This window comes from Corynebacterium sp. MSK073, assembly GCF_030232085.1.
Lineage (GTDB): Bacteria > Actinomycetota > Actinomycetes > Mycobacteriales > Mycobacteriaceae > Corynebacterium.
On record NZ_JASPIY010000007.1, the window covers coordinates 87,685 to 102,334 of the forward strand.

Here is a 14,650-nt window from a genome sequence, read left to right on the forward strand (position 1 = left end):
CTGCACCCCGCGTCATTACGGCGCGGGGTGCGATTTTCTGCATTCTTCTACTAGGTTAGAAAACATGACTGATTCCCCGGGCGCCGCGCTTTTAGGCCCAGTAGAAATCCGAGCTTTAGCGGAGAAACTGGATATCACGCCCACCAAGAAGTTGGGGCAGAATTTTCTCCACGACCCCAATACCATCCGCCGCATCATCGCGGCGGCGGACCTGGAACCCATAGACCGCGTCGTGGAGGTCGGCCCTGGGTTGGGGTCGCTGACCCTCGGGTTGGTGGAGACCGTTGAGGATCTCACCGCGGTGGAGATTGATCCGCGCCTGGCGGCGCAGCTGCCGGAAACGGTGGGCGAGCGAGCGGCGGACTACGCTAAGCGCCTGCGCGTGGTGGAAAAGGACGCGCTGCGCGTGACCAGCGAAGATGTCGCGGCACCTACGGCGCTGGTGGCCAACCTGCCCTATAACGTGGCGGTGCCGGTGCTCCTGCACTTTTTGGAAACCTTTCCCTCCATTCGCCGCGTGCTCGTCATGGTGCAGCTGGAGGTGGCGCAGCGCCTCGCTGCGGAGCCCGGCAGCAAGATCTACGGCGTGCCTTCTGTGAAGGCCGGCTTTTATGGCGCGGTGAGCCAAGCGGGGACCATTGGTAAGAATGTCTTTTGGCCCGCGCCCAATATCGCCTCCGGCTTGGTGCGCATCGATGTCTTCGATACCCCGCCTTGGCCGGTTGACGATGCCGCGCGCGCTGCGGTCTGGCCGCTTGTCGATGCCGCCTTTGCCCAACGCCGCAAGACCCTCCGCGCCGCGCTATCGGGCCACTATGGCTCCGGCGCGGCCGCCGAGGAGGCCTTGCGCGCGGCCGGAATCGATCCGAAGCAGCGCGGGGAAAAGCTCGCTGTTGCAGACTTTGTACGATTGGCAGGACTATAGTGAGCGCACCACACGGAAACGAGCCGATTACCTATACCGCGCATGCGCATGCCAAGGTCAATGTGCACCTTGGCGTGGCGGAACCGCGGGAGGATGGCTTTCACGAGCTGGTCACGGTCTTTCAGTCTTTGAGCCTGCACGATACGGTAACGCTGACTGATTTAGGCAATGCCGAAGTGGATAAGCCCCGCGTGCAGTACCTCAAGGTATCCGGTCCGCACGCGGCGGGCGTGCCCGAGGACGATACGAACCTGGCTTGGGCTGCGGTAGACCGCATCATGCAGCACCTGTATGTCACCCGCGGCGGCATCAAGATTCCAGAGGTGGGCCTTGAGATTCACAAGGCGATTCCCACCGCCGGCGGCATGGCCGGCGGTTCCGCGGATGCCGCGGCGGCGCTGCGCCTTGCGGAGCGCTGCTACGGCCGTTATTACGGGATTGATTCGGTAGGAGATCACATTCTGAATGCCTTGGGCGCCGCCCTCGGCTCCGATGTGCCGTTTACCTTGCTGGGCGGCACAGCGCTTGGTACTGGGCGCGGGGAGCAGTTGACCTCCATGATGACCAGGGGCACCTATCACTGGGCGCTGATCGCTTCTGACCGTGGGCTCTCAACACCAAGTGTGTTCAGCAAACTCGATGAATTGCGTGATGCAGGGCGGGTAACCGCGCCGGCGCTTGATACGACGGAGATTTCCCAGGCGCTTATCTCCGGCGATGCCCACCGCGTGGCGGCGCACCTGCACAACGACCTGCAGCCCGCCGCGCTATCCCTGCGCCCAGATCTCCGCAAGACCTTGGAGGCAGGCATGGATGCGGGTGCGCTCAATGGCATCGTCTCCGGCAGCGGGCCCACCTGCGCCTTCTTATGTGCTTCGAAGGAAGATGCGGAGGAAGTCGCAGCGCAGGTCAGCATAGAAATACCGGGCACCAAGGGCGTTGTAGCCCAGGGCCCGGCTGCGGGTGCGGAAGTGCTCTAGCTTAGGGCGAGTAGGGGCATCGCCAAGCACGAGCACTAGAGTGCTGGATTTTTAGAGCACGGCCATTTCGGTGGGCTCAAAGTCCAGCTCGTAGCGGTCGGTTTCCTTACCGCGCAAGAGGTCGATGACGACGAGCTCCTTCTTCTGCGCATCCGTGATGTAGGCATATCCATTGGCGGCCTTCAGGATCGGGCCCGGCTGCTGCCATTCCTCGTTTTCCTTCCACTTGGAAATCGCGTCGATCTGCTTGGTGATTTCGCCGGAGTCTGGGTCGATGACATTGAGCTTGCCATCGGTGGTCAGCACCAGGGCCTCGCCCATTGGGCCGCGCGCCAGCGAGCGGAACCAGTAGGAACCGTTCAAGTCCACCTTCTTGGCGGAGTAGTCCTCGGTATTGATCAGGGTCACGGAGGTGGGGTGCTCGGACTCGGCGTCCTTGTCGGTCTTATTATCGGCCAGGATGACGTTCGATTCCTCAGAACCCGCGGCGTTTCCGGAGCGCTGGTAGCCATCGGCACCGGCGTAATCGGAGACGTCCACCTTGTGGAACTTGGAGCCGTCAAAGACTACGGGGCCGTCTTCGCAGCCAAAGAAGAGCTTTCCATTTCCAGCGGCTGCTTCGCCGTGGACGCCGGGGCACTTGGTGGTCTCATCCAAGACCTTGCCGTCCTTGTCCAGGTGCTGGATGGTGTGGCGCTCGTCCTCGGTACCCTTGGTGATGACCACGGAGCCATCCTCAAGCGGGACGGCCACGCCGTGGTGCGCCTCGCCCGTCTTGACGGTGTTGACGGGCTTGGCGTCCTTGGAGCCGATGTCCTCGGTCTTATAAATCTTGGCTACGCCATCGCCATCAGAAAATAGGGCGGTAAAACCATCGTGGTGGACTACGTGGCCAGCGTGGGGCGCCTTAATCTTGTCATCGCCCAGCTTCGGATCCGCGGTGTAGTAGTGGTTGTGGTCACCGTGGGCCTTGGTGATGAGGCCGGTGTCGTAGGTGAGGAAGTTATCGCCCTTGGTTACCATGACGTGGCGGTCGTTGCCGGCGTCATTGAGGCGAAGGAAGGCATTCATCTCTTCTTCATCGAGGACGTCTCCAGATTTGGCATCGTAGGTGGTCAGACCATCAGCGTGGGAGAAGACGATGCGCGTGGGAAGCTGGGCTACCTCGGTCTGTCCTTCTTCTGCCTCCATGCCGTCGTGGGAGTGGCCCTCGTGATCGTGGTCATGGTCATGATCGTGGTCATGGTCATGTTCGTGGCTTTCCGCGGTGGTGGATTCGCTGGTGTTTTGGGCGTCGGTGTCTTCTTCCGGCGCCGAGCAGGAAGCGATGGTGAGCGCTGAGGCAGAGAGGATAGTGCAGAGGGTAAGTGTGTGCTTCTTCATACACACGCAGAGTATTGCAAGTGAAATTCGGTAGCAACATGTTTGGGAATGCGGGGGTGGCGGTAGGGAGGTATTAAGATGAGTCCCTGTTATGGCAAACCTGATTAACCTCGAGCAAGTCACCAAGTCTTATGGCTTAAAAAGCCTCCTTGATGGGGTATCCCTCGGCGTGCAAACCGGGGATCGCATCGGCATCGTGGGCGTTAACGGCGGCGGTAAGACCACCCTGCTGGAAGTGCTCACCGGCATCGAGCCGCCGGATTCCGGCCGCGTTTCCCACACCTCGGATCTGCGCATGGCCGTGGTGACGCAGCGCTTTGATCTGCCCGAAGAGCTCACCATCGCTCAGGCGATCATTGAGCCCCTCGAGCTCGAGACCTACGAATGGGCCTCCAATGCCAAGGTGCGCGATGTGCTCGGTGGCCTCGGCATCGTGGACCTAGGGCTGGATACTCCCGTGAGCTCCCTGTCCGGTGGCGAGCGCCGCCGCGTGAACCTCGCGGCCGCGTTGGTGCAGGATTTAGATCTGGTGGTGCTCGATGAGCCCACGAACCACCTTGACGTGGAAGGCGTCCAGTGGCTGGCGGATCACCTGCTCAAGCGCAACCTCGCCGTCATCGTGGTCACCCACGATCGCTGGTTCCTCGATACCATCGCCACCTGGACGTGGGAGGTGCACGACGGCACGGTCGATGCATATGAGGGCGGATACAACGACTGGACGTTTGCCCGCGCCGAGCGCGCCCGCCAGGCCGATGCGATGGAACAGCGCCGCAAAAACTTAGCCCGCAAGGAATTGGCGTGGTTGCGCCGCGGGGCACCGGCGCGTACCTCAAAACCGCGCTACCGGATTGAGGCTGCGGAAGCGCTTATTTCTGATGTCCCCGAGCCGCGCAACAAAGTCGAGCTCATGTCCTTTTCCAAGCAGCGTCAGGGCCGGGTGGTCATCGAGCTAGAAGATGCCACGGTGAAGTCCCCGGATGGCCGCACCTTGGTCGATCACCTCACCTGGCGCCTGGCCCCAGGCGAGCGCATCGGCCTCGTGGGTGTTAATGGCTCCGGAAAGACCACGCTGCTGCGCACACTGGCTGGCGAATACGAGCTTGCGGCCGGAAAGCGCATCGAGGGCCAAACCGTGCGCTTGGGCTGGCTGCGCCAGGAACTCGATGACTTGGATCCGCAGCGCCGGCTTCTCGATGCCGTCGAGGATGTTGCCACCTACGTGCAGCTAGGCAAAAAGGAGCTCAGCGCCTCTCAGCTGGCCGAGCGCCTCGGCTTTTCCGCCAAGCGCCAGCGCACCCCGGTCGGTGATCTTTCCGGTGGCGAGCGCCGCCGCCTCCAGCTCACCCGCGTGCTCATGGCAGAACCCAATGTTTTACTCCTCGATGAGCCCACCAACGACCTGGACATCGATACGCTCCAGGAACTGGAATCCCTGCTCGATTCGTGGCCGGGTACCCTGGTGGTCATTTCGCACGATCGCTACCTGATCGAGCGCATTGCGGATAATACGTATGCGCTGTTTGGGGATGGCAACCTGACGAACCTTCCCGGTGGCATCGACGAGTATCTGCGCAAGCGCGAAGAAATTGAGGTCGGCAAGAACACAGGGGTTATAAACCTGGGAGAAAAGAAGACGGGCGCGCCGGCGCCGAAGCCGGAAAAGAAGCTTTCTTCCCAGCAAGAGCGCGAAATCACCAAGAAGATGAACGCGCTTGAGCGGAAGATGCAGAAGCTGGAAAAATCCGCCGCGCAGATCAATGAGAAATTGGCCGCGGCGGCAGAAGAAGTCGATACCGAAGCGATGACTCGCCTCGATACGGAATTAAAGGACAATCGCAGCACCTATGAGGATTTGGAGATGGAATGGCTGGAGTTAGGGGAGAAGCTCGAGCAGTAGAAGCTCGCATCGCCGATATTGTCCGCCACCTCGATCCGTGGGGCATTATCGGCGCCGCCATTCTGTCTACGCTGGGCCTTACTCCGTCCATTTTGCCCCGCGATTGGCCCTATCAAGGCCTGATTTCGGGCCTTGCCGCCGGGTTCGGCTACGTGGTGGGCATCGGCGTGAAGCTGGTGTGGTACCGCTTCGTCGTGAGCAAATGGGCGGATAAGTATCCCTGGCTTGCCGCCTCCGCATGGGAGCCAAAGCACTACCGGTTGCTCGCGCGCATCGCCACAGGTGCGTTCATAGCCTGGCTGGTCGGTTTCGTCATTATCGCCGTGCGCTGGCAGCACGAGCTCGCGAGCGTATATTCCGTGCCCGCGCCGTCCATGTCTAGCTACCTGCTGGTGGTGCCCCTGGCGCTGGCGGTATTTACCGTCTTCCTGCTCATCCTGCGCTCCATTATCTTTCTGGTGCGCTGGTTAGCGCGGCGCTTCCCGCAGCGGTTCCGCTCCACGTACCGCCGCCTCGGGGCAGTACTTATCATTGCGGTTATCGCTATCTACACCGTTGAAAACATCATTCCCGGTGCCATCGTGGGCTTGGGCGATAGGGTATTTACCGCCCAGAACGCCGACCCCGATCCGGACACTCAGCGCCCCACCCTGAGTGAGCGCTCCGGATCGCCTACTTCCGATGTCGACTGGAACGGCGTCGGCCTGCAAGGCTCCCGGTTTCTCAGCTCCGGCGCGCATAAGGCCGAGCTAGAACAGGTGACCGGGAAACCTGCCAAAGAACCCATCCGTGCCTACGCCGGCCTGGGTAACCGCGACTCTAATGAAGGGCGGGCGCAGCTGCTTATCGATGAACTCGAGCGCACCCACGCCCAAGACCGCAAGGCCCTCCTGTTGACCATGCCTACCGGCACCGGCTGGGTATCGTCCTATTCCGCGCAAGCCTTCGAACTACTCTATGGAGGGGATACCGCCATTGCCGCAGCACAGTATTCCGCCATGCCGTCTGTATTCCACTTCCTTGGCGGCGGCGGCCAAGTAGAGCGCGCCGGGGAAGAGTTCATCAACCCCATCGTGGACTGGTGGAATTCACTGCCAGAAGATGACCGACCCAAGCTCTACCTCTACGGCGAGTCCTTAGGCACAACCGGCATCGAGGCAGCCTTTTCCGGCGTGCGCGATATTGCCAATTCCGTCGATGGCATCTTATTGACTGGCCCGCCGCACTTTAACCAGTTGCGCTCGCAGTTTGTGGAGCGCCGCGATCCCGGGTCCACGGAAATCTCGCCGGTCTACGCCGGTGGCCTCGTGGTTCGCTTTGCCAACGAGGTGGACCAAGTCCGCCGCTGGGGACGCGTTCCGGAAGAGGAGTGGGGCAGGACCCGCATGCTGTATATTCAGCATCCTTCCGATCCAGTGAGCTGGTGGTCGCCCGAATTGGCTTTCAAAGAGCCGGATTGGATGAAAGAAGATACCCCCTATTCCCGTGAACGCGTGATGCAGTGGATGCCTATTATTACCTACCTGCAAGTTGCCGCGGATCTACCCGGAGCCAAGGATGTTCCCGATGGTGTGGGCCATAATTACGGGAACTCTGTCCTCGATGGCTTTGCGGCCATCGCCGGGCCCGATGTTGCCCGCTCCATTGATTCGGAGGAGCTGCAGCGGCAATTCGATGAACTCGATGTAGGTATTTATTAGGCCTCCTGGAGGCTTCTTCACTACCGCGAGGTAGCCGAGAACTCACCGAGCGCCGTTTCTATAACAAAGCCATATCGAAGTGCGGTGGAACCGGCGATATGCTTTCGCCCTCTGAAAAGTTATGACAGGCTGAAAATTATGAAGCCGATTCGAAGCGCCACCGCAGCAGTCCTGACCACCGTACTCGCCCTGTCTGGCACCACGGCAGTGGCTTCTGCGGAGCTTAACGCGGTCCCGCAGGTTCAGCAGGTGTCTACCCTTGCTGAAAAGTACAACGTTACTTTGCCCAGCTTTCTAAAGGCCGCACCCGAAGCTGAACCAGAAGTAGCAGCGGAAGAAGCGCCTACGGCTGAAGCCGCACCGGAGCCTGAGGCCTTCGAAGCCCCGCAGGTTGCCGCTGACTTGCAGGTAGCCACCGCTGATCACCTAGCCCAGGCTGGCCACCACCCGGATGAGACCGCAAGCGCTATCGCGCAGGAATGGGCAAACCAGGGTGCAAATGGTGAGCTAAAGTACTACGGCGATGTGGCAAGCGGCGTGACCCACACTGAAGAAGGGCAGGGCAACGTCTACCGTCTGTCCGAAGAGCAAGCCCAAGAGCGCCTCAACTGGTTCAACCGAGGCCTCGAAGTAACCCCCGGACCCGAGTACGGTTATGGCGTCGCTACCGCCTTTGATGGCGAGTTCATCTACATCGCGGAGTACTTCCTCAACTAGTTCTTAGCTTCCGCGGAACCTGCCCCCGATTCTTCCGAGGTCCGCGCGCATGGCAGAGCAGCCATGACGTAGTGGACACATCATTGGTAGAATCGGGGGCATGATTTTGATTAACGTACAGTTCCGCGTAAAGCCTGAATACGCCGATACCTTCCTTGATGAGATCAACTGGTACACCGAGGCTTGCAACGCCGAGTCTGGCTGCATCGACTTCAAGTGGTACCGCGATCCGGAAGATTCTCAGCGCTTCCTGCTGCTCGAGTCCTACGCTGATGGTAAGGACGTAGAGCACGTTCAGGGCGAGCACTTCAAGCGCGCCTGCGACGAATTCCCCAAGTACCTCGTAGAGACCCCAGACATCATCAACGTCCACATCGATGGACGCACCGGTTGGGACAAGATGGGCGAGTTCGCCGTCGATTAATCTCGCTGCCTAATACTAAAGACCGCACTCATGTGAACTATGGGTGCGGTCTTCATTTATGCGTTCACCTACGAGTCAGAACTTTTAACCCCGCTCTTCACGGTCACGGGCGGGGAACCCGCCCGGTGAGATCGAACCACCCCGCGAGCGCGAAGGGCGGGCGAGGAAGGGGCCAGGGTAGGAAGCCGGCGCACATGCGCTAACTGCCTACCGCCGCGCTCTCTGTTAAGCCTGGCATTGTGAGGACACGCTTTTGTCGTATTTGGAATATTGCTTCAGAGCGTCGTAGAAGGCGTCGGAATAGCCGGTGGCGCCTTCGGGAAGCGGGTGGACGCCATCGGAGTAGAGCATGTCCGGATTATTTTCGGCGTAGCCACACCAGTCAGCGATATAGGCATTGTCGTATTCCTTGGCGGCGTCGATGACGTCCTGCTGGGACTGCGCCATCCACTCGCGGTCACCGTAGGGAACCACCATTACCACGGTATGGTCTTTGCCGATGATGTCCATGGCCTGGCTGATTTGATTTGGCTGGGCGGCGCCGTTGGTACCGAATCCCAAGAATACGGTATCGCGCAACGTACCGGCATCCTTCATTTGCTGAAGGATTTGGATACCCACCGTGTAGTGGCGGGATTCCTGGGCATCGATATAAATGCCAGGGAACCGTTGGCTGAGGGCATCACTAGCCGCCAGCATCACCGAATCACCGATCGCGGTAATGTCCGTTCCCTTCGGGATGGGGCGGGTCTTGGCGTCATCCTTTTCCTTCGCCCCGTCTTTATCGTCTTCAGTCGATGCTGTCGACGGAGCGGATACCTCCGGTGGAGGTGGGTTATTGCTTTCGTTTTGCTGCTGGAGCTGGTTGAGTTGCTGCTCCAACTCGGTCTTGTCGCTGGAATTGACCACGCCGTAGACAACACCAACCAGAGAGGCGACAACCAAGAATGGGACCACTGGCCACATGGCCTTGCCAAAGCCATCCTTGAGTTCGCTGAAGCTCGGGCGCGAGGCCCAGTAGCTCTTCCACGTCTTCTTGTATCCGCCGCGGCGGAAAGGGTTCTCGATGAATTGATAAGAGATCTCTGAGAGGATCAGGGAGATGGGGATGGCGATCAAGCCTAGAATCCAGGAGTCCTCAGAGTTCTGATTGCCGTGGAATAGCGCCTCCAAGATCATGATGACCGGCCAGTGCCAGAGGTACAGCGAGAAGGAACGCTGACCGAACCATCGCATGACCTTGGTCCTAAACAGCGGCGTCATCGGGCCATACTCGTGGATGACGCCCCACACCATGAGGGCACCAAGGATGCTGGTAAGGAAAAGGCCGCCGCGGTAGGTAAATTCGGCGTCGTCAGGCATGAGGAATAGCTGCGCAACGTAGCCGATAAGCGCCAAGAAGCCAATGATGCCGGCGGCGCGGGTTTCTACCTTGCCGGTGGTGGCCCAGGAATCCGCGTTGGGATCGGACTTCGTAGAGGTCATTAACAAGGAGAGGACTGCACCGGTCAACAGGCCGAATGCGTGGGTATCCGTGCCGTAGTACACGCGGGTGGGGTCTTCGCCTGGGGTGAAGATAAACCACATGGCCGCGAAAGAGGCAAGCCCCAGCACGCTGGAGACCACGACTGGAAGGCGGCGCGGCTGGCGCGATGAGATGCGGAAAATACCCAGCATGAGCAGCGGCCAAATGAGGTAGAACTGCTCTTCTACGGCGAGTGACCAGTAGTGGGCGAATACCTGGATCTCGTTATCAGCAAAATAGGATTGCGAGGTGGCAATCTGCGTCCAGTTATTGACAAAGAACAGGGTGCCGAAGAATTGCTGACGCAGGCCGACGGCCAAATCTCCGCCAACCCACGCAACGATTGCCGTACAGAAAACGAGCACGGTGACGGCAGCCGGCAGGATGCGCCTAAAGCGTCGGACCCAAAAGTCCTTCAGGCTAATCGTCCCGGATGTGCGGTATTCGCGCACGAGGAGCGATGTAATAAGGAAGCCAGAGAGGACAAAGAACATGTCCACGCCCAAGTAGCCGCCGGGTAGGGCGTCACCGAAAAAGTGGTATAAGACCACAGCGACAACGGCTAGGCCGCGCAGGCCATCAAGGCCCTTGACTTGGCGTAGCCGCGCGTGCCGCTTCTTGCGCACGTTTTTATCCTCTGGCGGTATTGCGAGTACTTCAGAGTCGTTTTGTTGATTCTGCAAGGCATATTTCGATTTATTGGCGCCCTGCTTGCCCTGCGAAGATGACTTCTCTGCAAAGTGATCGGCTGCAGGCTGTTGTTCTCGCGCGTTCTCTTCGGCAGGAATGCGCTGGGGCTGAGAAGCCCCCATAGCGGCGGCCTTTTGCCCAGCAGGAATCCCTGATTTTTGTTCTTGCGCAGAGGCAGACTTTTGCGCAGGCTTGCGCTGCTCTGCTTTCTGACGCCCGGCTCCGGATGCCTGCTGCTCCGGTTGGCGCTGTTCCTGCTGACGCTGCTCCTGCTCACGCTGAACAGGTTGTTGCTGCCCAGATGTTCGTTGCTCTGGCTTACACTGCTCCGGCTTGCGCGGCTGGGCTTTGCTTTGCTCAGGCTTGTGTTGTTCGGGCTTGCGCTGCTCTGGCCTTTGGGCAGGCCACGACTGCTGGGCAGGAAATTCCGCGGTTCCCTGCGCGGAGTTCTTAGTATTGTCGGAAGGCTTCGCGGAGCCGGTGCCGGTGGGCCGATCGGTTTCGGTGGACCGAGTAGCGCCAGAAGTCCGGGTGGAGTCGGAGGATTTCGCAGAGCCGGTGGACCGGTTGGCGTCGGAAGGCCGAGGAGTGCCAGCGGAGTTATTGGAGCGGGAAGAATTCTTGGAACCGGCGGGAGTGGACGTTCGAGAGGCGCCAGAGGTCCCGGACGCGCGGGAAGTACCGGCGGGGCTGGCGGGAAATTCCTTCGTTTCGGCGGCTGATTGCTGCGGTTTCTGTGGATTCTTGGGCGTGGCCGGCTTTACCTGCTGGTGTGGCTTTGCTCCGGTCTTCTTCTGGGCAGAATTATTCTGCTTGTCTTGGGCAGAGCCTTTGGCCGCAGCGGATTTGGGGGTCTGTGCGCCCTGGTTTCGGGAAGGCTTTTTGTCTTGAGGCGTGGGGTTACCCACCTGGCGGGATTGGCGAGCGAACCCACGGGTAGGATCCGTGGGCTGTGTCTGCGAGGATTTAGTGCCGTCCTGTGCGTTCGAGGTGGGCGGCTGGTGTTCCGTGCGCCCCTCGTGATTATTGCGGGCATGTGGATCCGGCCCCGTAGGGATACCGGATTCAGGCGTGGAAGCCCCAGTGGAGGAATCACCTGTAGGCCCATCTGATTGCCGCGTCGTGGGCGGCGTGGCCTCATTACGCTCGGAATCTTTCTTCCCCAGCAGCGAGCGCAGAAAACGATTCACATGAACTCCCATTGCACTACGAAAATGTACTAATCGGCCAATTTTAGACCGCGAGCAGCGCCATTACTCAAAGTAGAGAGCACGGCGTGGCGCGGGAAATTGGCAATATCTTACGGATAGATGCTGAAAGAAAAGAGTCTAATCCTGTTTGCTGGCAAAAAGCTGATTAAGCACTGTCAGCACCCCATACTCGGTATTGGGTGGGGCGATGGTATCTGCGATGGCCTTGAGTTTAGGGTGCGCATTGTCCATGGCAATGGCGGTTCCAGCGGCCTGGAGTAGTTCGAAATCGTTGAGGAAGTCTCCAAACGCTGCGGTGCGAGATTGGGGGATACCTAGCAGCGACGCCATGGTTTCTAGCGCCACGCCCTTATTGACCCCGGCCGCCATCACATCGAGCCACACCGCCCCAGATACCGCAATATTATGTTCGGGCACAGCCTCGCGCAGCGGATCGTGGAGGTGTTTCTCGCTACCATCGGCGCAGAAGGCCGCGATTTTGATGATCTCCTCATCGAGCAGATCGTGCAGGTCATCCACCCAGCTGATGGATTTATAGTATTTGGAGATCTCGGCGGAGGCTTGGCCGTCGATGCCCCTTTCCACAAACGCCGTAGCCGGCGTGCACAGCACCACGGTGTGGGGTTGGGTTACCGCGTCGAGCGCTGCCACCGCAGCGCGGACGGCCGATGACGGCAGGGGAGTTGTGCTCAGCAGCTCGTTATTGTGCACGACCACGGAGCCATTTTCTGCAATAAAGGTCTCTTCATGGGGAAACATCTGTTGCAGGGTGGCGATCTGGCGCCCAGATGCCGGAACGAGGGTGACGCCAAGCTCGGTTGCGCGCTGGCTGGTCGCCGTGAATCCTGGCGGCAAGTCGCCGTTTCCATCGAGCAGGGTGCCGTCCATGTCTAGGGCGATAAGCTGTGGAAGCAAAATTAAGACCTATCTGTGAAGTCGCAAACGGTAGCTAGGTATATGAGTTGTGTGTCACAATAGAGGATATGACTAATGATGCACCTATCGTGTCCTCAATCCGCAACCATACCGGAGTCATTGAGCTCAACCGCCCAAAGGCTCTCAACTCCCTGAGCCCAGAAATGATCGATCTCATCGCCGCTGCCTTGGATAAGTGGCGTGCCGATGACGAGGTAGAGCAGGTCCTTTTGACCTCTACCAACCCCAAGGCCTATTGCGCGGGCGGCGATGTCCGCTTGGCCCGCGATGGCATCGTCGACGGCAACTACGACGAGGTGGATGACTTCTTTGCCTCGGAATACACCCTCAACGGGGATATTGCGGAATACCCCAAGCCGGTCATCGCGCTGGTCGATGGCATCGCTATGGGCGGCGGGCTTGGCGTATCCGCGCACGGCTCGCACTGCGTGGTCACGGACAAGACCTTCGCCTCCATGCCCGAGATGAATATTGGCTACGTCACGGATGTGGGTATGGCCTATGCCTCCCAAAATGCCGTGGGTACGCGCGGCAAGGCCTCGCCAGAACTCGCGAAGTTCTGGGGCATTACCGGCTACCGCATGTACGCCGCAGACCTCGTATGGAGCGGGCTGGCCACTGACTACGTCAAAGACGGCGATGCGTTTGCTAACGACGTCATTGACAAAGGCATTGATGCCGCGCTGGAACAGCACTCCGTGCAGCCGGAAGACGAGGCCCCACTTGCAGAGCTCATCGAGGGAATCGAGGCTAGCTTCCGCCACGATTCCTGGCAGGACATCACCGCGGCCGCTAAGGAATACCCGGAACTAAAGGAGCTGGTAGAAAAGCTCATCGCGCAGGCCTGCCCAACCTCCATCGTGGCCGCGCTGGAGCTCTACCGGGCAGAGGCGCAGTGCTCGAGCATTCGCGATGCCCTCGAGCTGGAAAAGAAACTCGGCGCTTATATGTATCGCCGCGATGACTTTTCCGATGGCGTGCGCGCGGTATTGGTGGATAAATCCAATGACGCGGCATTTAACCCCGCAAGCGTCGCGGAGGTGGATGTAGACGCTATCCGCGACGTATTAGCTAAAGGTTAATCCCACGGAAGGAGGCGTAGGCCGATCGGGCCTGCGCCTCGTTGATCTCTCGGGGCGGGGTCGCCGCGAGCGTTGCTTCCGTGGCCGCTGACGTGGGCTGCGGCAGATGCAGCGCCTCGGAATCGAGGAGGGCGAGGCCGACGCGGCCATCGGCAAGCGTGGTGCCCACCAGCGTCCACATGCCCAGGATGGGCAGGGCTAGCTGCGGTACCTGCCGGGCGCGCGCGTAGTCCAGCGGCAGCGCGGGCCGGATCAACGCCGGTACCCGGTGATCGATGCCGAAGCGGTACAGGTTGGCTGCCGAGTGCGCGGCCGCGGTGTCCTTGACCGCGGGATCGGCCCAGGACCACAGGAATTGATCCTCCGAAATGGTGGCGATGAGCACCGCCGTGGCCTCGTCTTTCCCGCCAGAGTGGCGGATCTTCGCCGTGGCACCGTCCAGATCGAGGTGCACCGTGGCCTCGGGGAAATTGCCCTGGAAGTACAGCTGGTGCTCCATGCCGTAATAAAAGGCATCCTCGATGATGCGAGTAGCCTTCATGCCCGGCTCGATGGCCGTGATTTGGGGTGCGCCCAGTGCGCTAGAAAAATGCAGCGTCGTTCCCTCGGAGAAATGCTCGGCGGTCTCCGTAGCAGCATCCGCGGCAGATTCCGCGACCGTAATGCCCAAGTGGTGGGCGAGTTCGTGCACCGCGCGCCGCTCATCAGTATCTGGCGAGCTGCGGCGAAGCCCCGCGGCAATGCTGGTGGGAAAGTCGAGCCGCGGATGGAAATCCACGGCGATGATCGCCTCATGATCGCCTTGCCGCGCCCGCAGCACCGGGGCATTGCCTGCCAGGAGGCGGGCGAGGGGGATAAACTTAGCCGGGTCATCCCCGCCCTGCGGCAGATCGGTTTCCGCCTGCATCGCCCACCGCCAGGTGGGCGAGCCGGCGCGATCGATGACGGCGATGCGCGTGCCCTGGAAGTCTTTGACGCCGGAGGATGAGCTGCAGCGGATCTCCACAGGCTGATTGTGGTTAAGGCGGCCCTCGGCATCCGTCGAGGGGGTGAGGAAATTAAATTCCACATCGGTGGTATCGCCCAGGCGGGCCCGGAAGGCGGCATCAAGGCCCGCCTGAATAAAGCAGGCATCGCGGGTGGCCTGGGCAAGCGAATTCGAAGTATCCATAATTGC

The 14,650-nt window shown here is 60.1% G+C and carries 11 protein-coding genes; 7 read left to right on the forward strand and 4 right to left on the reverse strand.

Annotation, left to right across the window (positions count from 1 at the left end):
• The first annotated feature begins 64 nt into the window (after positions 1-64).
• Both rsmA and QP970_RS06385 read left to right on the forward strand, forming a co-directional pair.
• Positions 65-925 (forward strand): 16S rRNA (adenine(1518)-N(6)/adenine(1519)-N(6))-dimethyltransferase RsmA, encoded by an 861-nt coding sequence (gene rsmA, locus QP970_RS06380; protein WP_284869786.1) that lies wholly within the window; start codon positions 65-67, stop codon positions 923-925.
• On the forward strand, positions 925-1,905 hold the full coding sequence (locus QP970_RS06385; protein ID WP_239269170.1) for a 4-(cytidine 5'-diphospho)-2-C-methyl-D-erythritol kinase: 981 nt from the start codon (positions 925-927) through the stop codon (positions 1,903-1,905). The genes rsmA and QP970_RS06385 overlap by 1 nt, the downstream gene beginning before the upstream one ends.
• 51 nt (positions 1,906-1,956) lie before the next feature.
• On the opposite strand, the gene QP970_RS06390 is transcribed toward QP970_RS06385, so the two are convergent.
• Positions 1,957-3,288: a hypothetical protein gene (locus QP970_RS06390; RefSeq protein ID WP_239269169.1), complete on the reverse strand. Its 1,332-nt coding sequence runs from the start codon at positions 3,286-3,288 to the stop codon at positions 1,957-1,959.
• 91 nt (positions 3,289-3,379) lie between these two features.
• Here QP970_RS06390 and QP970_RS06395 point away from each other — a divergent pair, with 91 nt between their 5' ends.
• From QP970_RS06395 to QP970_RS06410, 4 genes are all read left to right on the forward strand, one after another.
• On the forward strand, positions 3,380-5,188 hold the full coding sequence (locus tag QP970_RS06395) for an ABC-F family ATP-binding cassette domain-containing protein (protein ID WP_284869787.1): 1,809 nt from the start codon (positions 3,380-3,382) through the stop codon (positions 5,186-5,188).
• Entirely contained in the window at positions 5,155-6,888 is a 1,734-nt protein-coding gene (locus QP970_RS06400) for an alpha/beta-hydrolase family protein (protein ID WP_239269167.1), read from the forward strand. The genes QP970_RS06395 and QP970_RS06400 overlap by 34 nt, the downstream gene beginning before the upstream one ends.
• Positions 6,889-7,026: 138 nt before the next feature.
• Positions 7,027-7,605 carry a hypothetical protein gene (locus QP970_RS06405; RefSeq protein WP_239269166.1) on the forward strand — a complete coding sequence of 193 codons (579 nt, stop codon included), beginning with the start codon at positions 7,027-7,029 and terminating at the stop codon, positions 7,603-7,605.
• A 100-nt stretch (positions 7,606-7,705) separates the two neighbouring features.
• Entirely contained in the window at positions 7,706-8,029 is a 324-nt protein-coding gene (locus QP970_RS06410) for a putative quinol monooxygenase (protein ID WP_239269165.1), read from the forward strand.
• A 225-nt stretch (positions 8,030-8,254) separates the two neighbouring features.
• On the opposite strand, the gene QP970_RS06415 is transcribed toward QP970_RS06410, so the two are convergent.
• Together QP970_RS06415 and QP970_RS06420 are read right to left on the reverse strand one after the other, a co-directional pair.
• Complete coding sequence (locus tag QP970_RS06415) at positions 8,255-11,434, reverse strand: acyltransferase family protein (protein WP_284869788.1); 3,180 nt, start codon at positions 11,432-11,434, stop codon at positions 8,255-8,257.
• Between the two features lie 138 nt (positions 11,435-11,572).
• On the reverse strand, positions 11,573-12,370 hold the full coding sequence (locus QP970_RS06420; RefSeq protein ID WP_239269163.1) for an HAD family hydrolase: 798 nt from the start codon (positions 12,368-12,370) through the stop codon (positions 11,573-11,575).
• A 68-nt stretch (positions 12,371-12,438) separates the two neighbouring features.
• Between QP970_RS06420 and QP970_RS06425 the strand changes: the two genes are divergently transcribed.
• Positions 12,439-13,473, forward strand: a complete 1,035-nt coding sequence (locus QP970_RS06425; protein WP_239269162.1) for a 3-hydroxyisobutyryl-CoA hydrolase — start codon at positions 12,439-12,441, stop codon at positions 13,471-13,473.
• On the opposite strand, the gene QP970_RS06430 is transcribed toward QP970_RS06425, so the two are convergent.
• Positions 13,463-14,644 (reverse strand): DUF6882 domain-containing protein, encoded by a 1,182-nt coding sequence (locus tag QP970_RS06430; protein WP_239269161.1) that lies wholly within the window; start codon positions 14,642-14,644, stop codon positions 13,463-13,465. The two genes, QP970_RS06425 and QP970_RS06430, sit on opposite strands and share 11 nt — an antisense overlap.
• Between the last annotated feature and the right edge of the window lie 6 nt (positions 14,645-14,650).